Here is a 25,154-nt window from a genome sequence, read left to right as displayed (position 1 = left end):
CTATGTTCTCTGGCATGTCGCCCGGATGAATGGGAAATTGGCATCTGCTGCGCTGATCGCAGTAGATGCCGTTTTTGTATTTGTGGATGAATTCGGCATGGAAACGTCTGTTTGGTTATGGTGTGAAAATACCGGTCTCTATGGTAAAATGAGTGACATCCAACAAGAAATAGATTCGGAGAAATGGAGGGGATGGCTATGTCGCTTCGCCTCGTGCTGGGTCGATCCGGCGCAGGAAAGACAAGCACCTGTATGAAGGACATCCGCCAGCAGTTGCAGATAGAGCCGACAGGCGATTCGTTAATTATGCTGGTGCCTGAGCAGGCGACCTTTCAGACGGAGTACGAGCTGCTGGCTCAAGCTGGCGTGAGCGGGACGATCCGCGCACAGGTGCTCAGCTTTCGGCGGCTGGCGCTGCGTGTCATGCAGGAGACGGGTGGTACGGCGCTCGTGCCGATTACGGAGAATGGCAAGCATATGCTGCTCTACAAGCTCATTAGCCGCGCCAGCAAGCAGTTGAAGCTGTTCGCTGGAGCGGCTGAGCAGCATGGCTTCATCGAGAAGCTGAACGAGCTGCTCGCGGAGTGGAAGCGATATGGGGTACAGGCTGATCATGTGCCGCTCCGTGAGGAAGACAGCCCGCTTGCATCGGGCCCACGCGAGGGGGTGCTGCTCGGTCGCAAGCTGCATGATCTGCACTATATCTATCAGGCGCTGGAGCAGGAGCTGGAGGGGAAATATATCGACTCGGAGGATTTTCTGAGCTGGCTGACCAAGGGCAGCGCGGAGGCGGAGCTGCTGCGCGGCGCCCGCATCTGGGTTGATGGCTTCGACAGCTTCACGCCTAAGGAGCTGGAGGCGCTCGGACAACTGCTCCAGCATGCTGGACATGTAACCATTACACTCCATCTGGAGAGGCCATACGCGGCCAGTGAGGCGGTGCACGAGCTGGATCTGTTCTACACCCCTGCCCGCACCTGCCAGCAGTTGTTGCTGCTGGCGGAGCAGCTCGGCATTGAGGTAGAGGAGCCTGTTGTGCTCGCTGGGGTGCCGCGGCGGTTCGCCGCAAGTCTGGCGCTTGCCCATCTGGAGCAGCACTATGAGCAGCGCATGCCGTTGCTGGATACGGGTCGCCGTACCGGAGGCGGGCGCAGAGTGGAGGACGAGCTGTCGGTTCATGCGGCAGTCAGTCGCCGCGCCGAGGTGGAGGCCTGCGCGCGCGATCTGCGCATGCGAGTGCAGGAGCAGGGACTGCGCTGGCGGGACTGCATGATTATGGCGCGCGATGCGGCGGATTACAATGACTATATCGGAGCGGTCTTTGCTGACTATGGTATCCCGTTCTACCTCGATCAGTCGAGCAAGGCGCTGCAGCATCCACTGACCGAATTCATTCGCTCGGCCTTGGAGACGACAATTGAGGGCTGGCGATATGAAGCGGTGTTTCGCTGCATCAAGACGGAGCTGCTTATGCCGGAGGACGGACGGCTCACCCGCGAATCATTTGATCGGCTGGAGAATTATGTGCTGGCTGTCGGCATCGACGGCAAGTCATGGAGCAATGAGAGCCGTTGGAAGCCGCTCGTGTTCGATCCGCTCGAGGGGAAGGGCGGCGAGATTCGAGCCTCCGATCTGGAGCAAATGGAGGAGCTGATGGCGGCTCGCGCGGCTGTGATCGAGCCGTTGCAGCGGTTCGAGCGGCAGCTTCGGCGCGCAGCCGATGTGGAGGGCATGTGCCGGGCTGTCTATCGGCTGCTGGATGAGATCGGAGCGGCGGAGCGGCTGGAGCAATGGAGCCAGCGCGACACGCTGCGTGGTGATCTGGTGCGCGCCCGCCAGCACAGGCAGTTGTGGGATGGCGTCATGAACCTGCTTGATCAGCTTGTGGAGCTGACGGGGGAGGAGAAGCTGCCGCTAGCGCTGTTCGGCGGCATGCTGGAGGCGGGGCTTGAGAGCCTTCAGATCGCCTCCATTCCTCCCACACTCGATCAGGTGCTCATTGGGAGCCTCGACCGTACCCATACGGGCGATATTCGCATCTGTTATGTGCTGGGAGCCAATGACGGCGTGCTGCCGATGCGGCACAAGGAGGATGGCCTGCTCACAGAGCAGGAGCGGGAGAAGCTTGCGGCCTCCGGGATGCCGCTCGCTCCCGGGGCGCGCAGAAGGCTGCTCGATGAGCGATATCTGATCTATAAGGCGCTCACCAAGCCCTCCCAGCATCTGTGGGTAAGCTACGCCTTGTCTGATGAGGAGGGCAAGAGTCTGCTTCCGTCGGAGCTGATCCATTTCCTCCGTCTCATGTATCCGGGGCTGCGGGTACAGATGCTTCCGGCTGAGCCGCAGGCAGGTATGACTCCAGGTGAGCAGCTTGCCTTTGCCGCTATTCCGCAGCGTGCGCTGTCGCATCTGCTGGGGCAGCTTCGGCTCTGGCAGCAGGGGCAGGAGATCGCGGAGGAATGGTGGGAGCTGTACAACTGGCTGGCTGCGCACCCGGAATACAGCAAGCGTCTGCGGGCGCTGCTGACGGCGCTCTTCTATACGAATGAGGAGCAAGAGCTGTCTGCGAATATTGCCGAGGGCTTGTATGGCTTGCGCCTGCAGGCGAGCGTATCGCGGCTGGAGCGGTTCGTCTCCTGCCCGTTCCAGCACTTTGCCATTCACGGCCTCAAGCTGCGCGAGCGACAGTTGTACAGGCTGGGCGCGCCCGACATCGGTCAGTTGTTCCATGCGGCGCTGAGCAAGCTGGCGGCCAGTCTGGGCGAGAGCTGGGGGAGAGCTACGGAGCGGCAGTTGCGCAGCGAGGCTGCGGCGGCGGTGGAGGAGCTTGCGCCGCGGCTGCAATCCAATATCCTGACCAGCAGCAGTCGTTTTCAATATATGGCTCGCAAGCTGACGGAGATCGTCTCCCAGGCTGCGGTTGTATTGGGCGAGCATGCGCGGCGGGCGCAATTCGTCCCGGTCGGCCTGGAGCTGGATTTTGGCCGCGAGGGCGGCTTGCCGCCGCTCGTGCTGCCGGTCGATGGGCAGCGAGAGCTGGAGCTGATCGGACGGATCGATCGCGTCGATGCAGCCGAGACGGAGGAAGGCGTGCTGCTGCGCGTGCTCGATTACAAGTCCTCGCAGACCTCGCTCCGGCTGGAGGAAGTAGCTTATGGCTTGTCGCTGCAGTTGCTGGCATATCTGGATGTGCTGATCACTCATGCACCGCTCTGGCTGGGACGACCGGCCAAGCCTGCAGGCGTGCTGTACTTTCATGTGCACAACCCGCTGCTTAGCTCAGCGAACCGTCTGGAGGAGGAGGAAGCCCGCAAGCAGCTTCTCAAGCGGTTCAAGCTGAAAGGGCTGGTGCTCGCAGATGGCGAGGCGGTGCGGATGATGGACGGCGAATTGGAATCCGGCTATTCGGAGCTGCTGCCTGTCGCGCTCAAGCGGGATGGAGGGTTCTACAGCAGCTCGTCCGTCGTTACCGATGAGCAATGGCGTCAGCTGCGCGGCTCGGTGCGGCGGACGATTCGCTCGATCGGCAAGCGGATCGCACAGGGGGAGGTAGCGATTGCCCCATACAAGATGGGGGATAAGGCTCCATGCGCGTACTGCGCCTACAAGCCGGTCTGCCAGTTCGATCCACTGTTTGCGGGGAACCAATATGTCCGGCTGGCCAAATGCTCTGATGCGAAGGTATGGGAGACGTTAGCGGCTGGAGGAGAGGAGGGGGAACATGAATTCATCCCATCTGATGAAGCCTCCGGGCAGCACCTGGACGGATGAGCAATGGCAGGCAATTACGGCCGGAGGGAGAGACATTCTGGTGGCGGCTGCGGCGGGCTCCGGCAAGACGGCAGTGCTGGTCGAGCGGATTATCCGCAAAATATCAGGGAGCACCGATGTCGATCGGCTGCTTGTGGCAACCTTTACCAAGGCGGCGGCAGCCGAGATGAAGGAGCGTATTCGCTTGGCGCTCGAGAGGGCGCTGGAGCAAGACCCGGCCTCCGAGCATCTGCGGCGTCAGCTTGTGCTGATTAACCGGGCGGCGATCACGACGCTTCATTCCTTCTGCATGGATGTTATTCGTCGCTATTATCCATTGATCGGACTCGATCCCGGCTTTCGTATTGCCAATACAACGGAGGCGGAGCTGCTGCGGATGGAGGTGCTGGACCGACTGCTGGAGCAGCGGTACACCGAAGCGGCCTCGCAGGAGGATAGCCCGTTCATTCGACTGGTGGATGATTATGGCGGCGAGCGAGGCGATGAGCCTCTCTATCGGCTTGTGCTGCAATTGTACGATTTTTCGCGCAGCCATCCTTGGCCGGATCAGTGGCTGGAGTCAGCGGCCGAGCTGTTCAAGCCGCATGAGGAGGATGAGCTGGCGAAGACGCGCTGGATGGATGGCTTGACACGCGAGCTGCGGCTTGCGCTGGAGGGAGCCTGCGCAATGGCGCGGCAGGCGATCGGAATTGCGAAGCTGCCAGGAGGGCCCGCTGGCTATACCGCTCAACTGGAGGAGGATCTTGCGCTGCTTGAGACGCTGCTGCAGGGGGTGCGGGAGCTGCCGTGGCAGCAATGGCAGGCGTCCTTCCAGAGTGCGCAGCTCGGCCGTCTGAAGCCGCTGAAGAAGGGGAGCTATGACGAGCAGCTTCAGGAGACGGTCAAGGAGCTGCGCGAGCAGATGAAGGAGCTGCTCGCGCAGACGAAGGGGGAGCTGGCGGCGCGCAGGCCGGAGGAATTCGCAGCCGAGCTGGCGGCGCTGGGGCCGCAGATGAAGGAGCTGTCGCGGCTTGTCATCGATTTTGCCGCGTCTTACGAGGAGGCCAAACGCAAGCGCAGCCTGCTCGATTTTGGCGATCTGGAGCACTACTGTCTGCGTATTCTGCGCGATCCGTCATCGACGGAGAAGCAGGTGCTGCCTTCAGCTGCTGCCCTGGAGTATCAGCAGCAATTTGACGAAATTTTGCTGGATGAATATCAGGATACGAACATGGTGCAGGAGGCGATTGTATCGCTGCTGTCGAGACGCTCCCCGGGGAACCGGTTCATGGTGGGCGATGTGAAACAGTCGATCTATCGCTTTCGGCTGGCAGAGCCGAACCTGTTCCTGCACAAGTACAAGTCGTTCGCTGAGGAAGGCGGCGGCGGACTGCGCATTGACCTGGCCCGCAACTTCCGCAGCCGTCAGGAGGTCGTTGACGGAGTCAATGATGTGTTCCGCGCCATTATGCGCGAGAAGGTAGCGGAGATGGATTACGACCAGAGCGCGGAGCTTGTATGCGGCGCGTCGTATCCTCCGCCATTGCAGAGCGGCTCCGGCAGTCCTTATGCGGTGGAGCTAACGCTGCTGGATCGCTCCGGCCTGCCAGAGGCAGCCGGGGAGCAGAGTGAGCTGGAGGAGGGCGAGGAAGTCGCAGCGGCCGCTATGGAAGCAGCGGAGCTGGCAACGGCGCAACTGGAGGCGCGGTGGATCGCGCTGCAGATCCGGCGCCTGATGGAGGGCGACAACGAGAGCGGTACAGTCGCCTTCGCGGCCTATGACGGCAAGCAGAAGGCAAGCCGTTCGCTAATGTGGCGGGATATTGTTGTATTGCTGCGTGCGACTTCACAATGGGCGCCGATACTGATCGAGGAGCTGCAGGCTGCGGGCATCCCGGCTTATGCAGAGCTGAGCAGCGGCTACTTCGAGGCGACGGAGGTGGAGACGATGCTGTCGCTGCTGCGGATCATTGACAATCCGTATCAGGACATCCCGCTAGCTGGCGTGCTGCGCTCGCCGCTCTATGGCTTGACGGCTGAGGAACTGGCGATCATTCGTATGGCAGCGGCCAGAGGCGCCTATTATGACGCTGTGAAGACAGCGGTGGTGACCGCTGATGTGCCTGTATCGCTATGCGAGCGGCTGGAGCGCTTCTTGGTTCAGCTAGGCCGATGGCGTGAGGAGGCTCGTCAAGGGTCGCTGGCTGATCTGATCTGGCTCATCTACACGGAGACAGGGTACTACGATCTGGTGGGCGGTCTGCCCGGAGGTGTGCAGCGCCAAGCCAATCTGCGGGCGCTGCACGATCGTGCGCGGCAGTATGAGGAGACGTCCTTCCGCGGTCTGTTCCGCTTCCTGAGATTTGTCGACCGGATGCGGGAGAGCGGCGGCGATCTGGGAACCGCCCGGGCGCTCGGCGAGCAGGAGGACGTTGTTCGCATCATGTCGATCCATAAGAGCAAGGGACTGGAATTTCCCGTGGTCTTCGTCGCAGGCCTTGGCAAAATGTTCAATATGCAGGATTTGAATCTTCCGTTTCTTATGCATAAGGAATTGGGCTATGGGCCCAAGGTGATCGATCGTGAGCGACGGGTCGGCTACCCGAGCTTGCCGTATCTTGCGATCCGCAGACAGATGCGGATGGAGATGCTGGCTGAAGAGATGCGCGTGCTCTATGTTGCGCTCACGAGGCCAAAGGAAAAGCTATTCCTGATTGGTACATCGAAGGATGCGCAGAAGCAACTGGAGCGTGCGCAGGAGCTGGCTAGGGACAGCAGTCTGCCGGATTATGAACTGGCATCTGCACGGCGTTATCTGGACTGGCTGCTGCCGCTCGCCATGCAGGGAGGAGCGGGCGGCGAACGGCTTGAGGCGGGCAGTGCCGAAGCTCCTGGACTACAAGGCTGGCGCTTTGCGCTTACGCCTGCTGCGCTGCTCGGCGCCGAAGCGGCAGTTGCGGCAGAGGGTCCGTGGGAGGATGAGCAGCGGCAGAGCAGGCGGGAGCAGCTTGCAATGCTGAGGCCAGTCGAGCTGGATGTGCCAGAGCGGTCTGTTGCGGTAGCACGGGCCATCGAGTCGCTGTCCTGGCGCTATTCACATCCCGAGGCTGCTGCGCTCGCTGCCAAGACGTCCGTCACGGAGATGAAGCGGCTCTACAGCACACTGGATCAGCAGAATGCGGCGGATCTAGCCTGGGTACACTCCGATGCGGTCAGGGGCGGACAAGCGGGTGCGGGCGGCAATATGACTTCATCGGGCTTCGCTCTGCGCCGTCCGCGCTTCATGGAGGAGCGGGCATTGAGCGCGGCGGAGCTGGGCACGCTGAATCACCTGGTGATGCAGCATGTTCCGTTAGACCAGGAGATGGGGCCGGCCGAGCTGGAGGAAGCACTGGATGCGCTGCAGCGACGCCAACTGATCACAGCGCGCCAGCGGGAGGCGGTGAATACATCGGCGATCTTGCAATTCTTCGCCAGCCCGCTGGCCGCGAGGCTGCGCTCAGCGAAGTGGGTGCGCCGCGAGGTGCCATTCAGCTACCGCTTGCCGGCCGAGAGGCTATACGGAACGAACAGCGAGGGACAACTGGAGCGGGAGGCCGTGCTAATTCAAGGGGTAATCGATTGTCTGTTCCGTGAGGAGCAGGGACTGGTGCTGCTCGACTACAAGAGCGACCGTATCCTTGATGGGCGCTATGAGCAAACGGCCGAGCGGCATCGATTTCAACTGGAGCTGTATGCCGAGGCAGCCAGCGCCATACTGGGCGAGCCGATCGCGGAATGCTTCATTTTCTTCTTTGACGGCGCCCAAGCAGTTCGTATAAACTTGAACTATGGCGAATGAGTCGGGCTTGCGCAGCTATAAGGCATCATAAGCAAGCCTGAGTGAAAGGAATGAACGTGCAGATGAATGAACAGCCCGCTGTTAAGCGGTCCTGGTTTGCGCCTGTCATGCTGTCGTTGTTGGTATTTAGCCTGATCGGGAACGTTGTGCTCTACTCGACGAAGCTGGTGAATGATCAGGCAGGACGGGAAAGGGAAGGGGAACGCATCATCCGCAGCGCGTGGGATGCTCGCGTTCATGCCGACGCGCTGCTTGCTGCTCTGCAGGCGCTGTTGGACAGCGAGGACGCCAGTGCCCGGATTCAGGCCAAGCAAGCGATTGGTTTTGCATTTGAGCATGCGGGCGGCCTGATCTATCTCGTGGATACCGCACTGCCAAGGTATGACAGCGCCTCTCAAGCCCAGCCGCGCTCTGCCGCGCAGTTCATTGAGGCCATCGAGTCCACGCTAAGCAACACAGGCAATCAGGCATCGAGCTTGACGGCAGCCGAGGGGGCTTATGCCAGCCAGTTGCTCCAGACCTATACCCGAATGCAGGAGGAGCTGGCGGCCTTCCCTTACACAGAGCTGACAACGCAGAACGCGCTGCGCACGGAGAACGGTGACGGGTGGGTGGACATCGCAAGGAAGCTGCTGCTTGCACTCAATGAGCCGGCCGAGCTTAGTTAGAAGATTACATGGTGGAGGAGTTGAAATGTTGTATGGATAACTGTCTGTTCTGCAAAATAATCGAGGGAACGATTCCGTCCAAAAAAGTGTTTGAAAATGATCAGGTGTTAGCTTTCTATGATATTCAGCCTGCTGCGCGGGAGCATGTTCTGATTATTCCCAAAAAGCATATTTCAACGATGAACGATGTCACAGATGAGGACGACCAGGTGATGGCCGAAATTTTTGCTGCCGCACGCAAGATCGCCTCAGAGCTTGGCATTGCTGAGTCTGGGTATCGTCTTGTCAATAATTGCAATCGCGACAGCGGACAGGTAGTGTTTCACTTGCATTTCCATCTTCTGGGTGGGGAAAGGCTTGGTCCGCTAAATTAGTGAGAACCGTGAGTTGACACGTGCTTTCCCGTTGACATATAATGTAGTTTGATAAACCGTGAATGGTTCTGGACGGTCTGTTTTGGAGGGAGGGAAAACTGGTGTCTGAAACTAGAGTCAAGAAAAATGAAACAATAGATGCTGCACTTCGTCGCTTCAAGCGTTCCATCGCTAAGGACGGCGTTTTGGCTGAGGTCAAAAAGCGCAAGCACTATGAGAAGCCTAGCGTGAAACGCAAGAAGAAGTCTGAGGCTGCGCGGAAAAGAAAGTTTTAGGAGGATCCTTCCATAATGAACCTGAGCGATCGATTGAACGATGATATGAAGCAAGCGATGAAGAGTCAAGACAAATTCAAACTCTCCACTATTCGGATGGTTCGCGCCTCTGTGAAAAATCAAGAAATTGATCTGAAGAGAGCGCTGGACGATAACGAAGTGCTTGACATTCTGAGTCGTGAAATCAAGCAACGTAAAGATTCCCTCCAAGAATTTAAGAAAGCCGGCCGCGAAGATTTAGTGACGAATCTCGCTGCAGAAATAGATATTATTAGTGTTTACCTGCCCCAGCAGCTTACCGAAGAAGAAATCAAAGTGATTGTACAGCAGACCATCCAGGAAACCGGTGCTTCTTCGAAGGCCGAGATGGGAAAAGTGATGACCGCCCTGATGCCGAAGGTAAAAGGACGGGCTGACGGTAAACTAGTAAATCAGCTTGTACAGCAATTTCTGCAATAGATTACGCCAGCTCCAAGAGCCTGCCCGTTGAATGCAAGGATGCCTTGCACCAGCGGGCAGGCTTGTTTTCTTATACCCATTTGCAAGTGCAAGTACGCCTGTGTTCAGAGTCGGAATGCGCAGGCTACCTACTCATATTTTGTGTCTGTCTGCTGCAATATAATGAAACCAGAACCGATATACTCCGTATAGGTACTCATATCCTGGAACGACTCATCTAGCGAAGGAGGAACGCGATTGTGGCACATCATCTCAGAAAGCAAGGATGGTTGCGGGCGCTGCTGATCATCTTCATGCTGTCGCTGCTGCTTGGCCTGCCATTGTGGACAGCCGCCGCGGAGACGAAAGCTCCACCGTCAGCAGCATCTGCGCCAGGGACAGCAGTGTTCGTCGTACCGGTCAAGCAGGCGATCGAATCTGGACTGCAATCCTTTCTGGAGCGGGCATTCAATGAAGCGGAGCAGGCTTCGGCTGATCGCATTCTGCTCGTCATTGACACATTGGGCGGTCGGGTGGTCAATGCCGACGAGATTGGCGATCTGATTCGCTCTTCCTCGGTGCCAGTTGTAGCCTATGTACAAAACCGGGCGATGTCAGCAGGCGCATTCATTGCGTTAAATGCGGATCAGATTATTATGCATCCGGGGAGCACGATCGGGGCTGCCGCGGTGGTGGATGGCAGCGGCACGCTGATCGAAGATCCGAAGACGGTCTCGCATTGGGTAGGCGCGATGCGCTCGGCGGCCGAGTTGAATGGTCGAGACCCCGAGGTAGCGATCAAGATGGCGGACCCGTACTCGGAGGTACACATCCAGAAGCTGAACAAGACCTATGGCAAGGGAGAAGTGCTGACGCTGACAGCAGAGGAAGCGCTTCAGGTCGGCTATTCGGAGCATACCGCTGGCTCGGTAGAGGATGCGCTGAAGTGGCTTGGACTAGATAACCGCAGCATTATTGAGTTTAACCCTTCCCTGGCAGAGAATATCGCACGATTTGTTACGTCTCAAGGAATCGCAACGCTGTTGCTAATTCTTGGTCTGGCCGGAGTGGCCATTGAATTGTTCGTCCCTGGCTTTGGTGTGCCGGGCATCGTCGGCCTGGTCTCATTCGGGCTATATTTCTTCGGACATTATATTGCGGGTTTCGCGGGAATGGAGACTGCCGTGCTATTTGCAATCGGAATCGGACTGTTAATTATTGAGCTGTTCGTCCCAAGCTTCGGTATACTGGGTATCCTAGGTATTGCATCGTTAGTAGGAGGTATACTAATGGCTGCTTATGATACCGCAGATGCATTGCTTAATTTGACGGTAGCTGTTATCGTTGCGGCAGTTGTTGTAGCCGTATTCAGTTATATTTTCAAAAAGCGGGGCGTCTGGAACAAATTCATACTGAAGGAGAGACTGACCTCCGAGGAGGGATTCGTCTCTGCCGAATCCAAGATTCTTCTCCAGGGTTTGGAAGGAATAGCCTTGACACCGCTACGCCCATCAGGTACGGTTGACATTGCCGGGGAGCGGGTGGATGTCATCACATCGGGTGAATTCATCGCTTCGGGAGTACGGGTGAAGGTTATTAAGGTAGAGGGAACAAGAGTAGTCGTTGGAGAAATTCACACAAACTAAACAGGTTGGAGGGGTTGTCATTACATGGATCCGTTAATTATGTATGCAGTGGTTGGTGTCGTTGTATTAATTGCGATTGTTGTCTTTTTCAATTTCTTTCCGTTCATGCTATGGATCTCGGCGCTGGCTTCTGGCGTGCGGATCGGCATTATTACACTCGTCGCGATGAGACTGAGACGGGTTGCGCCAGCGCGCATCGTCAATCCGCTCATTAAGGCAACGAAAGCCGGACTGGGCCTGAATATTAACCAGCTTGAGAGCCACTATCTGGCGGGCGGCAACGTTGACCGTGTGGTCAATGCGCTCATCGCGGCGCAGCGCGCCAACATTCAACTGGAATTTACACGGGCGGCTGCGATCGATCTGGCAGGACGCGATGTGCTGCAGGCTGTGCAGATGAGCGTTAATCCGAAGGTGATCGAGACTCCGTTCGTATCGGCTGTGGCGAAGGATGGAATCGAGGTCAAGGTGCGGGCTCGCGTCACTGTGCGTGCCAATATCGACCGTCTTGTTGGTGGGGCGGGTGAAGAAACTATTCTTGCTCGTGTGGGCGAGGGTATCGTCAGCACGAACGGTTCTTCTGCTTCTCACAAGGCAGTACTGGAAAATCCGGATATGATTTCTCGTACCGTGTTGGATAAAGGATTGGACGCGGGAACGGCTTTTGAGATCTTGTCCATCGATATTGCGGATGTGGACGTAGGCAAGAACATCGGCGCCAATCTGCAGACCGAGCAGGCGGAGGCCGACAAGATTATCGCCCAGGCGAAGGCGGAGGAGCGCCGCGCGATGGCTGTTGCGCTCGAGCAGGAAATGAAGGCGCGCGTGGTGGAGATGCAGGCTCGCGTAGTCGAATCCGAATCTCAGGTGCCGCTGGCGATGGCTGATGCGCTGAAGGGCGGCAAGCTCGGGGTTATGGATTATCTGAACATGAAAAATATCGAGGCGGATACTCAGATGCGCGGCTCGATTGGCAAGACGGAAGGCTCCTCCGACGACAATAGCTTTGATAAGCGTTAGGTGATAGCCTATGGAAACCTTGCTTAATTTTATTGCGGCCAACCCATTTGTAGCGATTATACTCATCGGGCTGATTATTTCGCTGTTCAACAAAAAAGGCAAGCAACAAGGCATGCCGCCCTTTGGCGGCGACAAGGGTCAGCCTAACGGACGGCAGCCGCAGCGAGTTCCGCAGCAGGGGCAGAGAAGAGTTAATGTCCCTGCCGCCGGCTCGCAGGGAGCTCCGAGCCATAACATGCCTGCTGACCCTGCGTTGGCAGAGGCGGTCAGGCAGCTTGCTCTGCAGCGCCAGCAGGAGGAGGAGGGGCGGCGTCGCCAGAATGAGCTGGAGGAGCGCCGGCAGCAGGAGAAGACGCGACAGCGGGAGCAACCAGTCAGGCGGACAGCAGGTGAACGTTCGATTCCGACCGCAGCCGCGTCGGCAATCTCCTCGCCTGGGGAGCGTCTGCCGCGTAAGGAAGAGATGCGCCGAGCGATCGTATGGGCAGAGGTGCTTGGCCCGCCGCGCGCGAAGCGTCCCTTTAGATAATCGGCAATGTGCCTGTCTTTGAGCGAGTGTGGAATATATTCCGCCTCGCTTCTTTTGCATGGAAGGAGAAAGTCCGCCCCTTGTTATTTTCCCCTCATAAATCCGCTCTGGTACGCATAATGTGTACAGTACAGGAGGGGGGACGTCATCTTTTATGCGCAGCATAAGCCGCAAAATCCGAAAATTAACCGCCAATCTGCTGGATGTGCCCCAGGATGTTGTATTTGATCTGCCCCGTGTGACGATGATTGGCGATCGCCAACTCTACATCGAGAATCATCGGGGCGTGTTGCATTTTACCAGCGACCTGCTGCGGCTGGCCTTGTCCAAGGGAGAGCTGGAGGTGGCGGGCAGCGGGCTTGTTATTCGCGCCATCTGGACGGAGGAAGTGTTCATTGAAGGGCAGATTCACCATCTTCAACTACAAGGACAAGGAGAGGGGGACGCATGAGCATGACATGGCTGCAAACGGTGCAAGGCGTAGTTACGGTGTCGATTCGCGGCAACAGGCTGGAGGAGATGGTCAATGAGGCGACCAGGGGCGGCATCGGACTGTCAGCCATCCGGCGAGCTGGGGACGGGCTGCTTGAGTGCGAGGTGACGGTTGGCGATTATTTTCGTCTTCGCCCGCACTTGAAGCGGACAGGCTGCCGTATTCATGTGCTGAAGAGGCGGGGACTGCCCTTTTGGCTGCGCAGGCTCGAGCGGCGCAAGTTCTTTGCGGCAGGGCTGTTCTTGTTCTTTGCCGGGCTCTATGTGCTCTCCTCTCTCGTATGGACGATAGAAGTGAAGGGCAATGAGAAGCTGACGACGGAGCAGGTGATGCAGGCAGCCAGGGAGGAGGGGCTATATCCGTTCCAGTGGTCTTTTCGGCTGCAGGAGCTGGACATGCTATCCAAAAAATTGGTCGGGAGACTTCCGGGCGTATCCTGGATCGGCGTAGATCGCCAGGGAACGAAGGTGACGGTCGAGGTGGTCGAGAGCACCACGCCGCCGCCGCTCGCGCTCTACAGTCCGCGTCATCTGGTGGCCTCCGTGGATGCGGTCGTAACGCAGGTGAAGGCGGACAGCGGGAAGCCTGCTGTTGCCCGCAACAAAAAAGTCAAGAAAGGCGATATACTAATCTCAGGGGTTATTGGCAAGGATGGAAATACGAGGACTGTAGTCGCCAAGGGGGATGTACGAGGTCTCGTATGGTATGTCTATGAGATCGAGTCGCCGCTGACGCAAAAGGTGAAGGTGTATACAGGAGACGCCAAGACGCAATGGCATCTGCTGCTCGGATCGCGCACGCTCCAGGTTTGGGGCTTTGGCCAGCCGGAGTTTGATCGATTCGAATCGGTCGAGTCGCAGCGGCAGCTTGCATGGAGAGGCTGGACGCTGCCTCTGGGAACCGTTAAGGAGCAGGTGATGGAGGTGCGGGAGGATGAGCGTGCCTTGAGCGTAGAGGAAGCCCGAGCGCTCGGGATTTTGCGGGCGCAAGCGGCAGTATTGGACAAGGCAGGGGAAAAAGCGCGCATTGTGGAACAAAATATTTTGCATGAAAAGACGGAGAATGGTAAAGTTTATATGAAAGTGTTTTTTGAAGTCGAGCAGTCCATTGCTGAAGAAAGAGCCATAGTCCAAATGCAAGGAGAATGAGCTGTTTGTCAGAGAAGACGAAGAATGTGAAGATTCCGCTGCTCAGCGCGGCGGAGGGATTGGCGGTATTCGGACCACAGGACAAATATTTGAAGCTTGTCGAGCAACAGGTGGAAGCAACCATTATGTCGCGTGATGCCGAAATTGTAGTGAATGGCCCTGAAGATGAGGTTGAATCGCTGGAGCAACTGTTCACAGTTCTGCTGGAGCTGGTGCGAGGCGGCTATTCGCCGTCCGAGCGTGATATTATGTATGCGCTGGAGCTTGCGCGCACGATGCAGGCTGACCAGTTGCTTGATCTGTTCAAGGCGGAGATTACAACAACCTATCGTGGCAAGCCTGTACGGGTGAAGACGATCGGACAGCGCCATTATGTGAAGACGATTCGCAAGAAGGACATCGTATTCGGGATCGGGCCGGCGGGCACAGGCAAGACGTATCTGGCTGTTGTGCTGGCGATTGCCGCGCTCAAAGAAAATTCGGTCAAGCGGATTATATTGACCCGTCCAGCCGTTGAAGCAGGAGAGAGCCTAGGTTTTCTGCCAGGCGATCTGCAGGAGAAGGTGGACCCGTATCTGCGACCGCTGTATGATGCTCTGCATGATGTGATGGGGCCGGATCAATCAGCCAAAGCGTTCGAGCGCGGCTTGATTGAAGTGGCTCCGTTGGCGTATATGCGCGGACGGACGCTGGATGACTCGTTCATCATCCTGGACGAAGCGCAAAATACAACGCCGGAGCAGATGAAGATGTTCTTGACCCGTCTTGGCTTTGGCTCCAAGATGGTCATTACGGGCGATGTGACGCAGATTGATTTGCCCCGCGGCAAAAAGTCGGGGTTGATTGAAGCATCGCGAATTTTGAAAGAAATCGAAGAAATCGGCTTTATTACCTTCAGTGATTCGGATGTCGTTCGGCATTCATTGGTTCAACAAATTATTGTGGCATACAACAAGGATGCGGAAGGTCAGTTCAGTTCTGAAAATCAACCATAGAGGGGAAGGCACGCCGTATGAACCGAAAGCAGGGTGCAAACCGGACAGGCTCTCAAGCAGCGAAGTGGGCAGGATGGAAGCATAGCGCGGGCGTTCGATGGTTGCTGCTGTTTTTGTTTGTGCTGCTGTTCTATTCCAGTCTTTCCTCTCATCTTGTACCCAAAACTTATAATATTCAGCTGAATGAAATCAGCAACCGCGATATTCGCGCACCACGCCAATGGGAGGATGAGAAGGCAAGGCTGCAGGCGCAGCAGGAGGCCGCAGACCGCGTACAGACTGTATATAGCATCGTCGTACTGCGCAACGAAAATCTGGTTGACCAAATCTATCAGCGCATTCTGCAGATTAACCAGGATGATCAGGTATCGCAGCAGAACAAGATAGATATTTACCGTACCGTCATTCCTAGCCGCTACGGCCAGTATATTGACGAGTTTCTAAGAACGAATCGTGCGACCGACAATTATAACAGTACCTTGCTCGAAGAGATGTCCAGGGTGGTTCGGGAGCAGCAGTATACGATTCCAGAGGAGACGTTCTACAAGCTGCCCAAGCTATCTGCGGATGATCTGAGCCAGATGCAGAGCGTGACGCGCGATATTGTCAGGGAGCTGATGAATGAGCAGTTGCGAGACGCGGAGACGGCACGGACGAAGGTGGCCGAGCTGGTCAACGCCAGCGCGCTGTCCGATCGCACCCAACGCGAGATTGTGCAGGAGCTGGCTCGCTATGCGATTACGCCTAACAAGTTTGCAGACAAGCAGGCGACAGATGAAGCCAGGGTGCTGGCTCAGGAGAACACGCCTAAGGTCGTAATTGAGGAAGGGGACATCGTTGTTCGCGACGGTGAGAAAATTACCCAGGAAATATACGACCGCTTGCAGGCGCTTGGTCTGTTGCAGAGCAAGAAGACCTATTGGCCTCATCTGGGTGTGCTGATATTATCTGCGCTGTTCGCGCTTGTCATCCAGCAGCTCGTATCGTCGGAGACGGGGGTATGGGGCGGCGGCAAGCAACGTTATAGCAATTCCCAACTGTTTATGCTGCTGCTGATCTTCGTGCTTAATCTGGCGTTCATGCTGATCGTAGCGCTCACACAGACGAACAGCACGGCGTATGTAGGGTTTCTTGCACCAGTGGCGATGGGAACGATGCTGATTACCTTGCTGCTGGATGTTCATCTGGCCTTGATCAGCTCCATCCTGTTCGCATCGATCGGGAGCATATTGTTTAACGTTCATCAGGATCAAATATTCGATTACAAGTTCGGCTTCGTCTTTATCGTCATCTCGTTTGCAGCGATATTCTCCATTCATCGCGCGAGCCAGCGCTCAACGATTCTGAAGGCGGGAATTATGGTCAGTCTGTTCGGCTCAGCGGCTGCGCTGGCGGTCATGCTGTTCGATCAGCCGATTAATTCCAGCCAGATGCTGTACACGCTGGGCTTCACCTTTGCCAGCGGTCTGCTGACGGCTGTGCTTGTCATCGGGCTGATGCCATTCTTCGAGGTCAGCTTTGGCATCTTGTCTGCGCTCAAGCTGGTGGAGCTGTCGAACCCGAACCATCCACTGCTGCGCAAGCTGCTGACAGAGACACCGGGCACCTATCATCACAGTGTCATGGTCGGCAATCTGTCCGAGGCGGCTGCGGAATCGATCGGAGCTAATGGGCTGCTCTGCCGTGTCGGGTCGTTCTATCATGACATTGGCAAGACGAGGCGACCGAGCTATTTCATCGAGAATCAGACGAATATTGAGAATCCGCATGACTCGATTGAGCCTAAGCTGAGCAAGTCGATTATTATTGCTCATGCCAGAGATGGTGTGGAGATGCTCAAGGCACACGGCATTCCCAAGCCGCTGCGTGATATTGCCGAGCAGCATCATGGCACCACGTTCCTGAAGTTTTTCTATTACAAGGCGCTCAAGCTGGCAGAGGAGGCTGGTGTGGAGCCGGACTTCACAGAGGATGACTTCCGTTATCCTGGACCCAAGGCGCAGTCGAAGGAAGCGGCAATCGTCGGTATCGCTGATTGTGTAGAGGCGGCAGTGCGCAGCCTGCGCAGTCCGACGATGGAGCAAGTCGAATCGATGATCCACAAAATTATTAAAGGGCGTCTGGATGACAATCAGTTCAATGAATGTGATCTGACGATGAAGGAGCTGGATAAAATAGCCCAATCACTGAAGGAATCAGTGATCGGCATTTTCCACTCGCGGATTGAATACCCGGAAGATGTGAAGTCAAAGGAGCGTCCGGCATGAGTTTGAGGTTGGAATGGAGCAACGAGCAGGATAAAGTGGAAATACCGGATTCGTTCATGGACAAGCTGGAGCAACTGCTCCAGCTTGCTGGCGAAGCGGAAGGCTATACGGAAGGCGAGGTCGCGCTGACGCTTGTCGACGATGAAGAGATTCATCGGCTGAACAAGGAGTATCGCGGCATTGACCGTCCGACAGATGTATTGTCCTTCGCGATGATGGAGGAAGGCGAAGGCGAGATGGAGATCACGTTCGAGGTGGAGAGCGAAGACGAGCAAGACCCGATCGGCGGGATGCTGGGTGATATCATCATCTCTGCCCCGCGTGCGCAACTGCAGAGCGAGGAGTATGGTCACTCACTGGAGCGCGAGCTCGGATTTCTGTTCGTTCACGGCTTCCTCCACTTGATCGGATATGATCATCAGGATGAAGCTGCGGAGGCTGTCATGACAGCCAAGCAGGAGGCTGTGCTGCAGCAGGCGGGACTTGTCCGCGCATGAGGCGATTCGCGCGCAGCGTGAGGCTCGCCTGGAGCGGCATCCTCTACGCTCTGCGAACCGAGCGGCATATGCGCATTCATATCGGGATGGCGGCTGCATCGCTGCTGCTGGCTGCCCTGCTGGGTCTGGGTGCCTCGGAATGGGCGATATTGATTCTGCTGTGTGCGCTTGTCCTGTCGCTGGAGACCGTCAATACCGCCATTGAGAAGGCAGTTGATCTCAGCTCGCCAGAGGTTCATCCGCTCGCCAAGGCAGCCAAGGACGTGGCAGCAGGGGCGGTGCTGATCGCCGCTATCGCTGCTGTTGTGATTGGCTGCCTGTTATTTGGCCCACCGCTGCTCAGACTGTTCAGCTAGCGAATGGGTCTTCAAGTTAATCTAAGAGAGTGCAGGGTTCAACACTATGACAACGAATAAACAGGGAAAAGCAAGCTATAAGTCAGGTTTTGTCGCCATTATCGGGCGGCCCAATGTCGGAAAGTCGACGCTGATTAACCAGATTATCGGGCAGAAAATCGCCATTATGTCGGACAAGCCGCAGACGACCCGCAACAAGATTCATGGGGTCTATACGACAGATCATGCGCAGATCGTCTTTCTCGATACGCCGGGTATTCATAAGCCGACCTCGAAGCTGGGCGATTATATGATGCGGGCGGCGGACAATGCCCTCAAGGAAGTTGAAGCCGCGTTGTTTCTGGTCGATGTCGTCGAAGGTCTCGGGGGAGGCGACCGCTTCATAATTGAGAAGCTCAAGCAGACAGATACGCCGGTTATTCTCGTGCTGAACAAGATCGACCAGATTCACCCGGAGGAGCTGCTGCCGATTATCAGCACCTATAAGGAGCTGCATGACTTCGCCCAGATTGTACCGATCTCAGCACTTCAAGGCAACAACGTTCAGACGCTGCTTGACCAATTGATTCAGTATTTGCCAGAAGGACCCCAATATTACCCGCCGGATCAGATTACCGATCATCCCGAGCAATTTGTCTGTGCGGAGCTGATTCGCGAGAAAATCTTGCAGTTGACCCGTGAGGAAATTCCCCATTCGATTGCTGTCGAAATCGAGGATATGCGGGTGAAAGAGAACGGTGTGGTCTATATCGGCGCCGTTATTTACGTCGAGCGTGACTCGCAGAAGGGCATCGTCATCGGCAAGAAGGGCGCTCTGCTCAAGGAGGTCGGCAAGCTGGCGCGGCATGATATTGAGCATCTGCTCGGCTCGAAGACATTCCTGGAGCTGTGGGTCAAGGTCAAGAAGGATTGGCGCAATCAGGATCGTGTGCTCAAGGATTTGGGCTTTCGGCATGACTAGGCCTGGCTAATTGGGTTAGCCGCCTCTTTTTACCTCTGGTCGCCCAAGGATAACGTCCCGGCTTTCTTCACATCCTATACTCATTGGGAAGCACCATGACCAGGGGAAAGGATGAATACCAATGCGAAATTTATCGTGGACGTATTTTGTGAAGACCGGTGATGTAGATGCTTTTATGCTGTATCGGGAAATATGTGAGCTCCAGGCTGCCCAGCCGGATCTCAATGAAGAAGCTGCAGCGGTAGAGTGGGCATCCGTGGAGGAATAATGGGTCTTCCGCCCGCCGCTGCTGTGTACTATTCATCAACAATCAACAGCGGGTGGGGGCTATAGAATGCTGTACCGCGTGCAGGGGATTGTAATCCGCAGCATGGATTACGGTGAGGGGAACAAGATTGTGACGGTGCTGACGAACACACATGGCAAGGCTGGCATTATTGTTCGTGGCGCCAAGAAATTAAGAAGCCGTTATGGCTCGCTCGCCCAGCTTTTTACACTGGGCGAGTTTGGCTTTTTCCGAAAAGGGACAGGACTAGGCACGCTGAGCCATGGCGAAATCATAGATTCACATCATAAGCTGCGAGAGCAGTTGGATCTGGCGGCGTATGCCTCCTATGCGGCGGAGCTGGTCGATCGCGCCTTCCAGGAGGAGGAAGCCGGGTCTTATCTGTATGAGCAGTTGCTGGCCTGTCTAAGCCATCTTGAGCAGGGGAAGGATCCGCAGATTGTCACGCACTTGTTCGAGATGAAGGTGCTGGAGGCGGCAGGGTACGCGCCAGAGACGGAGCAGTGTGTTCATTGCGGACAGACGGAGGGGCGATTCGCGCTCAGCTACCGGCTTGGCGGCCTGCTCTGCCACCGTTGCTACGCCGTCGACCCGTCCCGTCTGCCGACGCAAGAGAGCTTCAACAAGCTGCTGCGGCTGCTCCGCAGGCTGGATATGCGCCGGCTTGGCTCGATTCAGGTGAAGGATGAGACGCGACGCGAGTTGAAGGAAGGAATGCGGCTGCTGATGGATACACATCTGGGATTAAAGCTGAAATCACGGGCATTTTTGGACCAGTTGGAGAAGCATCCATTCGTTTGACAGAATCGATAAAATTGGCTATGATAGGTTATTATTAATATCGGACAGTGATGGAGAGAGTAGTTGCGAGGCACTTGCTACGCAGCGAGTCGGGGAAGGTGCGAGCCCGACGCAAGCTTGCAATGAAGGGTACTCCGGAGTGCGAAGCCATGAAAAAAGTGGGCTGTGTGCGACAGGCTTGTATCCGCATTTGCGGAAGGCTTGCGGCACTGGCCAAGTAGGGTGGAACCGCGGGCATAGCTCCCGTCCCTACGTCTGCAGGGCAGGCGTAGAGACGGGAGCTATTTCTATGGGCTCATCTTGCTGCCTGTGCTGCTGCATTCGGCTATACGCAGATCTGAGCGTACAATCGTCTCAAGGCTGCAGTTTTTTCGTGCCGCATCGGCGCCAATATGATAGATGGAGAGTGAAACGATGAATTTTCAAGGGATGATTTTAACGCTCCAGCAGTTTTGGGCGGAGCAAAATTGTATTCTCGTTCAGCCGTATGATGTGGAGAAGGGAGCGGGCACGATGAACCCGATGACCTTCCTGCGCTCAATCGGGCCTGAGCCGTGGAATGTGGCGTATGTGGAGCCATCCAGACGTCCTGCCGACGGTCGATACGGCGAGAATCCGAACCGACTCTACCAGCATCACCAGTTCCAGGTTATTCTCAAGCCATCGCCGGATAATATTCAGGAGCTGTACCTGGAGAGCCTGCGCCGTCTGGGCATTGACCCGGCTCACCATGACATCCGGTTCGTCGAGGACAACTGGGAATCGCCGACATTGGGCGCGTGGGGACTTGGCTGGGAAGTGTGGCTTGATGGCATGGAGATTACACAGTTTACCTACTTCCAACAGGTGGGCGGCATCGATGCGGTGCCTGTAGCCGTGGAGATTACGTATGGCATGGAACGTCTGGCCTCCTACATTCAGGACAAGGAAAATGTATTCGACCTGGAATGGGTCGATGGCGTCAGCTACGGCGATGTGTTTCTGCAGCCTGAATATGAGCATTCCAAATATACATTTGAAACCTCAGACTCCGCCATGCTCTTCTCGCTGTTCAACATGTATGAAGAGGAAGCGAAGAAGACGCTGGAGCAGCATCTGGTCTTCCCGGCGTATGATTATGTGCTGAAGTGCTCGCATACCTTCAACCTGCTGGATGCCAGAGGTGCAATCAGCGTAACGGAGCGAACCGGCTATATTATGCGAGTAAGAAATTTGGCGCGTCAATGCGCGGCAACCTATCTGGAGGAGCGCGAGCGGCTGGGATTCCCGCTGCTGAAGAAAGGGGTGGAGCAGCATGGCTAAGGATTTACTGCTGGAGATTGGACTGGAGGAAGTGCCGGCGCGTTTTGTCCGTGCGGCGATGAATCAGTTGAAGGAAAAGATGGAGAAGTGGCTGCAGGATCACCGGATTGCTTATGGTGAGGTGAATGCGTATGCGACCCCAAGACGGCTTGCTGTACTGGTGCGCGATGTAGAGGAGAAGCAGAGCGATGTGCACGAGGAGGTCAAGGGACCTTCACGCAAGATTGCTCAGGATGGCGAGGGCAACTGGAGCAAGGCGGCGCTTGGTTTCGCGCGCAGCCAGGGTGTAGACCCGGAGCAGTTGTTCTTCAAGGAGCTGCAGGGCGTAGAGTATGTCTATGCGAACAAGAGCAGCATCGGCACTGTCGCGGCAGAGGTGCTTCCAGAAGGGCTGAAATCCATAATTCTGTCGATGTCCTTCCCGAAAAATATGCGCTGGGGCGCTTATGATATTCGCTTCGTGCGGCCGATCCGTTGGCTGGTGGCGCTGCTGGGCAGCGATATTCTGCCACTCGAGATAGCAGGTGTACACAGCGGCAATGTGACACGCGGACATCGCTTCCTGGGCGGGGAGACGGTCATCTCCGAGCCTTCGCATTATGTAGAGCAACTGCGCAAGGAGCATGTCATTGTCGATGTCGCAGAGCGTAATGAGCTGATTCTGCAGCAGATTCGCGGATTGGCGGAGGAACGGGGCTGGCAGATTGCAGTCAAGGAGGATTTGCTGGAGGAGGTGCTGTTCCTGGTCGAGTACCCGAATGTGCTGCACGGTACCTTCGATCCGTCCTTCCTGGCAATTCCGCAGGAGGTGCTCATTACGTCGATGCGCGAGCATCAGCGCTACTTCCCGGTTATGGACGACGCTGGAGCGCTGCAGCCGTATTTTGTCACCGTGCGCAATGGCGACCGCACATCGATCGAACAAGTAGCCAAGGGCAATGAGAAGGTGCTGCGCGCCCGGCTGTCTGACGCCAAGTTCTTCTATGCGGAGGATCAGAAGGTTGCTATTGCCGATTGTCTGGCGAAGCTGGAATCTATCGTCTACCACGAGGAGCTGGGCACGACGGCGGACAAGGTTAGACGTATTCGCGCGCTGGCTGAAGCACTGGCCGCGAAGCTGGCGGTCGATGCGCAGACGGCTGCGGATGTAAGCCGCACAGCCGAAATCTGCAAATTCGATCTGGTCACGCAGATGGTCTATGAATTCCCTGAGCTGCAGGGCGTGATGGGTGAGGATTATGCGCGCAAGGCCGGAGAGCGAGAGTCAGTCGCCAAGGCGATCTTCGAGCATTATCAGCCGCGCTTCGCTGGAGAGACAGCTCCTGCCTCGCTCGCTGGAGCCATCGTCTCGCTCGCAGACAAGATGGATACGATCGCCGGCTGCTTCTCGATCGGCATCATCCCGACCGGCTCGCAGGACCCTTATGCACTGCGCCGTCAAGCTGCCGGCATCGTGCAGACGATCATTGCTCATGGCTTCCAGTTGCCGCTTGGAGAGCTGTTCGAGCTGGCATTGAATGTGCATGAGGCTAGAGGAATGAAACGTGAACGGGCGGACATCCGTAAAGAGTTGTATGACTTCTTCGCGCTGCGTGTCAAAAACGTGCTTGCGGAGCATGGTATCCGCTATGACGTCATCGATGCGGCAATGGCGGCTGGCTTTGATCAGTTGCGGCTGACGGTAGAACGCGCATCGGCGATATTCGCCCGCGCGACGGATGAGCGCAAGGATGACTTCAAGCTCGTCGTTGATGCGTTCAACCGCGTATGCAATCTGGCTGCGAAGGCAGACGGCTCTGCGCCAGATGCGTCCTTGTTCGCAGAAGCTGTAGAGCATGAGCTGTATAACAACTGGCAGCAGCTTCATGCGCCTGTAGGAGAAGAGCTGGCGTCAGGTGAGGCGAAGGCGGCGCTGGAGCATCTGGCAGCGCTGAAGGAGCCGATTACGGCTTATTTTGACAAGGTTATGGTCATGGCAGACGACGAGGCGATCAAGCGTAATCGGTTAGCTATGCTGGCCGCGATCGCGAAGGATGTACACAAGCTGGCTGATTTCTCCAAGCTGGTCTGGTAAAAAGGGAGGTAGAAGCGATGCCGCAAGGAACAGCGAGCCGCGATGTGATGATCTATGTGGCTTCCGACTCGGCAGGCGACACAGGAGAACTGGTGGTGCGGGCGGCCGTGGCCCAGTTCCACCCTGTTGATTACGATATTCGCCGCTATTCGTTCATTCAGGACGAAGCGGCGGTGAGCAGGCTTGTGCGCCAGGCCAAGAGCGATCAGGCAATCATATTGTATACGCTCGTCATCCCGCATCTGCGCAACTACATGAATCAATTAAGCGAGGAGCTGGACGTTGTCGCGATTGATCTGCTCGGCCCGCTAATCGGAAGTCTGGAACAGCGGATCGGTCGTATTTCCAGACAGGAGCCAGGGCTGAATCATGTGCTGGATGCTGATTATTTCCGCAAGGTTGAGGCCGTGGAGTTCGCGGTGAAGTATGATGATGCCAAGGATACAAGCGGCGTGCGCAAGGCGGATATTGTGCTCGTGGGCGTATCCCGGACATCGAAGACGCCACTCTCGATGTATCTGGCTCATCGCAAGTACAAGGTGGCTAATGTGCCTCTGGTTCCGGAGATCAAGCCGCCAGACGAGCTGTTCTTAATTCCGAGCAGCAAGGTGATTGGATTAACGATCGACACGCACTATCTCAATGTGATCCGCAAGGAGCGACTCAAGGCGCTAGGGCTGCCAGACAGTGCTTCTTATGCAACAACAGAGAGAATCGAGCGCGAGCTGGCTTATGCCAAAAGCATAATGGATCGTATCGGGTGCCTGGTGATTGATGTCTCCCATCGTGCAGTAGAGGAGACGGCCAGTCTGATTATGGAGCATGTGAAATAACCAAGCAAATAAACCGTTTCCAGCAGGATTTTTTTCACATGCAGCGTATATAATAGTACAGAGTTTATTCGAACAGAACAGCGGTGATATAAGCGTGAAGCCATCTGCAGCGATTGTGGTGGATGCGGATGCCTGTCCGGTGAAGAGGGAGATCATCGAGACAGCTCGCAAATTTAGCATTCCGGTTGTAATGGTCGCTTCGTTTGACCACTATCTGCAGCCTGAGGAAGGGGTAGAGAATGTACAGGTGGATCGGAGCGATCAATCCGTTGACCTGTATATCATCAACCGAATACGGCGCGGGGATATTGTCATTACACAGGACTTCGGGCTTGCAGCGATTGTGTTGGGCAAGGGGGCTGTGGGTCTATCGAATCGCGGTCAGCAGTACGATCCCGAAATGATTGACTTTCTGCTTGACCGACGGCATGAGCAAGCCAAGCGGCGGCGAGCGGGAGGCAGATCCAAGGGCCCGCGGGCAATGACAGCAGAGGACAGGCTTTGTTTTCAACAAAAGCTGACAAAAGTTTTGCAGCGGCGGCAGGAGTTTGGCGAGCTTTAGCGAATAGTATTAATGGTTATTTTCGCCAGACCGCATGG

Annotated in this window: 23 protein-coding genes; all 23 read left to right on the top strand. The window is 56.3% G+C overall.

Features of this window, described 5'->3' with window-relative positions; genetic code table 11:
- Positions 1 to 25 precede the first annotated feature (25 nt).
- The 23 genes from ACY1JZ_RS10745 to ACY1JZ_RS10635 all read left to right on the top strand — a co-directional run bounded on the left by ACY1JZ_RS10745 (position 26) and on the right by ACY1JZ_RS10635 (position 25,116).
- Positions 26 to 256, top strand: a complete 231-nt coding sequence (locus ACY1JZ_RS10745; RefSeq protein ID WP_462629138.1) for a hypothetical protein — start codon at positions 26 to 28, stop codon at positions 254 to 256.
- Positions 199 to 3,771 (top strand): helicase-exonuclease AddAB subunit AddB, encoded by a 3,573-nt coding sequence (addB, locus tag ACY1JZ_RS10740; RefSeq protein WP_462629137.1) that lies wholly within the window; start codon positions 199 to 201, stop codon positions 3,769 to 3,771. The genes ACY1JZ_RS10745 and addB overlap by 58 nt, the downstream gene beginning before the upstream one ends.
- Positions 3,722 to 7,591, top strand: a complete 3,870-nt coding sequence (addA, locus tag ACY1JZ_RS10735) for a helicase-exonuclease AddAB subunit AddA (protein ID WP_462629136.1) — start codon at positions 3,722 to 3,724, stop codon at positions 7,589 to 7,591. Before addB ends, addA begins: the two co-directional genes overlap by 50 nt.
- Before the next feature lie 41 nt (positions 7,592 to 7,632).
- Positions 7,633 to 8,259, top strand: a complete 627-nt coding sequence (locus ACY1JZ_RS10730; protein WP_462629135.1) for a hypothetical protein — start codon at positions 7,633 to 7,635, stop codon at positions 8,257 to 8,259.
- A 32-nt stretch (positions 8,260 to 8,291) separates the two neighbouring features.
- On the top strand, positions 8,292 to 8,633 hold the full coding sequence (locus ACY1JZ_RS10725) for a histidine triad nucleotide-binding protein (protein WP_462629134.1): 342 nt from the start codon (positions 8,292 to 8,294) through the stop codon (positions 8,631 to 8,633).
- Between the two features lie 101 nt (positions 8,634 to 8,734).
- Complete coding sequence (gene rpsU, locus ACY1JZ_RS10720; RefSeq protein ID WP_270172295.1) at positions 8,735 to 8,908, top strand: 30S ribosomal protein S21; 174 nt, start codon at positions 8,735 to 8,737, stop codon at positions 8,906 to 8,908.
- 15 nt (positions 8,909 to 8,923) lie between these two features.
- Entirely contained in the window at positions 8,924 to 9,367 is a 444-nt protein-coding gene (locus tag ACY1JZ_RS10715; RefSeq protein WP_270172293.1) for a GatB/YqeY domain-containing protein, read from the top strand.
- Positions 9,368 to 9,606: 239 nt separating this feature from the next.
- A complete protein-coding gene (locus tag ACY1JZ_RS10710) occupies positions 9,607 to 10,992 on the top strand; it encodes an NfeD family protein (RefSeq protein ID WP_462629133.1) in 1,386 nt (461 codons plus the stop codon).
- A 24-nt stretch (positions 10,993 to 11,016) separates the two neighbouring features.
- The gene (gene floA, locus ACY1JZ_RS10705) at positions 11,017 to 12,012 is read left to right on the top strand and encodes a flotillin-like protein FloA (protein WP_270172291.1); all 996 of its coding nucleotides are present in this window, start codon (positions 11,017 to 11,019) and stop codon (positions 12,010 to 12,012) included.
- Positions 12,013 to 12,022: 10 nt separating this feature from the next.
- Positions 12,023 to 12,541 (top strand): hypothetical protein, encoded by a 519-nt coding sequence (locus ACY1JZ_RS10700; RefSeq protein ID WP_270172290.1) that lies wholly within the window; start codon positions 12,023 to 12,025, stop codon positions 12,539 to 12,541.
- 154 nt (positions 12,542 to 12,695) lie between these two features.
- The gene (gene yqfC / locus ACY1JZ_RS10695; protein WP_270172288.1) at positions 12,696 to 12,992 is read left to right on the top strand and encodes a sporulation protein YqfC; all 297 of its coding nucleotides are present in this window, start codon (positions 12,696 to 12,698) and stop codon (positions 12,990 to 12,992) included.
- A complete protein-coding gene (gene yqfD / locus ACY1JZ_RS10690) occupies positions 12,989 to 14,182 on the top strand; it encodes a sporulation protein YqfD (protein ID WP_462629132.1) in 1,194 nt (397 codons plus the stop codon). The genes yqfC and yqfD overlap by 4 nt, the downstream gene beginning before the upstream one ends.
- 5 nt (positions 14,183 to 14,187) lie before the next feature.
- A complete protein-coding gene (locus tag ACY1JZ_RS10685; protein ID WP_270172285.1) occupies positions 14,188 to 15,177 on the top strand; it encodes a PhoH family protein in 990 nt (329 codons plus the stop codon).
- Positions 15,178 to 15,194: 17 nt separating this feature from the next.
- Complete coding sequence (locus ACY1JZ_RS10680; RefSeq protein WP_462629131.1) at positions 15,195 to 17,444, top strand: HD family phosphohydrolase; 2,250 nt, start codon at positions 15,195 to 15,197, stop codon at positions 17,442 to 17,444.
- Positions 17,441 to 17,941 (top strand): rRNA maturation RNase YbeY, encoded by a 501-nt coding sequence (gene ybeY, locus ACY1JZ_RS10675; RefSeq protein WP_270172282.1) that lies wholly within the window; start codon positions 17,441 to 17,443, stop codon positions 17,939 to 17,941. Before ACY1JZ_RS10680 ends, ybeY begins: the two co-directional genes overlap by 4 nt.
- Positions 17,938 to 18,297 carry a diacylglycerol kinase family protein gene (locus ACY1JZ_RS10670; protein WP_462629130.1) on the top strand — a complete coding sequence of 120 codons (360 nt, stop codon included), beginning with the start codon at positions 17,938 to 17,940 and terminating at the stop codon, positions 18,295 to 18,297. The genes ybeY and ACY1JZ_RS10670 overlap by 4 nt, the downstream gene beginning before the upstream one ends.
- 46 nt (positions 18,298 to 18,343) lie before the next feature.
- Complete coding sequence (gene era, locus ACY1JZ_RS10665; protein ID WP_270172279.1) at positions 18,344 to 19,258, top strand: GTPase Era; 915 nt, start codon at positions 18,344 to 18,346, stop codon at positions 19,256 to 19,258.
- A gap of 121 nt (positions 19,259 to 19,379) precedes the next feature.
- A complete protein-coding gene (locus ACY1JZ_RS10660) occupies positions 19,380 to 19,526 on the top strand; it encodes a YqzL family protein (RefSeq protein WP_270172277.1) in 147 nt (48 codons plus the stop codon).
- 66 nt (positions 19,527 to 19,592) lie between these two features.
- Positions 19,593 to 20,345, top strand: coding sequence for a DNA repair protein RecO (recO, locus tag ACY1JZ_RS10655; RefSeq protein WP_462629129.1), 753 nt, complete (start codon positions 19,593 to 19,595; stop codon positions 20,343 to 20,345).
- Positions 20,346 to 20,759: 414 nt separating this feature from the next.
- Entirely contained in the window at positions 20,760 to 21,647 is an 888-nt protein-coding gene (gene glyQ / locus ACY1JZ_RS10650; RefSeq protein ID WP_270172274.1) for a glycine--tRNA ligase subunit alpha, read from the top strand.
- Entirely contained in the window at positions 21,640 to 23,721 is a 2,082-nt protein-coding gene (gene glyS, locus ACY1JZ_RS10645; RefSeq protein ID WP_462629128.1) for a glycine--tRNA ligase subunit beta, read from the top strand. The genes glyQ and glyS overlap by 8 nt, the downstream gene beginning before the upstream one ends.
- A 17-nt stretch (positions 23,722 to 23,738) precedes the next feature.
- The gene (locus tag ACY1JZ_RS10640; RefSeq protein ID WP_462629127.1) at positions 23,739 to 24,554 is read left to right on the top strand and encodes a pyruvate, water dikinase regulatory protein; all 816 of its coding nucleotides are present in this window, start codon (positions 23,739 to 23,741) and stop codon (positions 24,552 to 24,554) included.
- 94 nt (positions 24,555 to 24,648) lie between these two features.
- Positions 24,649 to 25,116, top strand: coding sequence for a YaiI/YqxD family protein (locus tag ACY1JZ_RS10635; protein ID WP_270172269.1), 468 nt, complete (start codon positions 24,649 to 24,651; stop codon positions 25,114 to 25,116).
- Positions 25,117 to 25,154 lie beyond the last annotated feature (38 nt).

The sequence above is a fragment of the Paenibacillus sp. J5 genome (assembly GCF_054955055.1).
The sequence above is the reverse complement of the archived record's forward strand: the minus strand, read 5'-3'. Positions and strand labels throughout refer to the sequence as shown.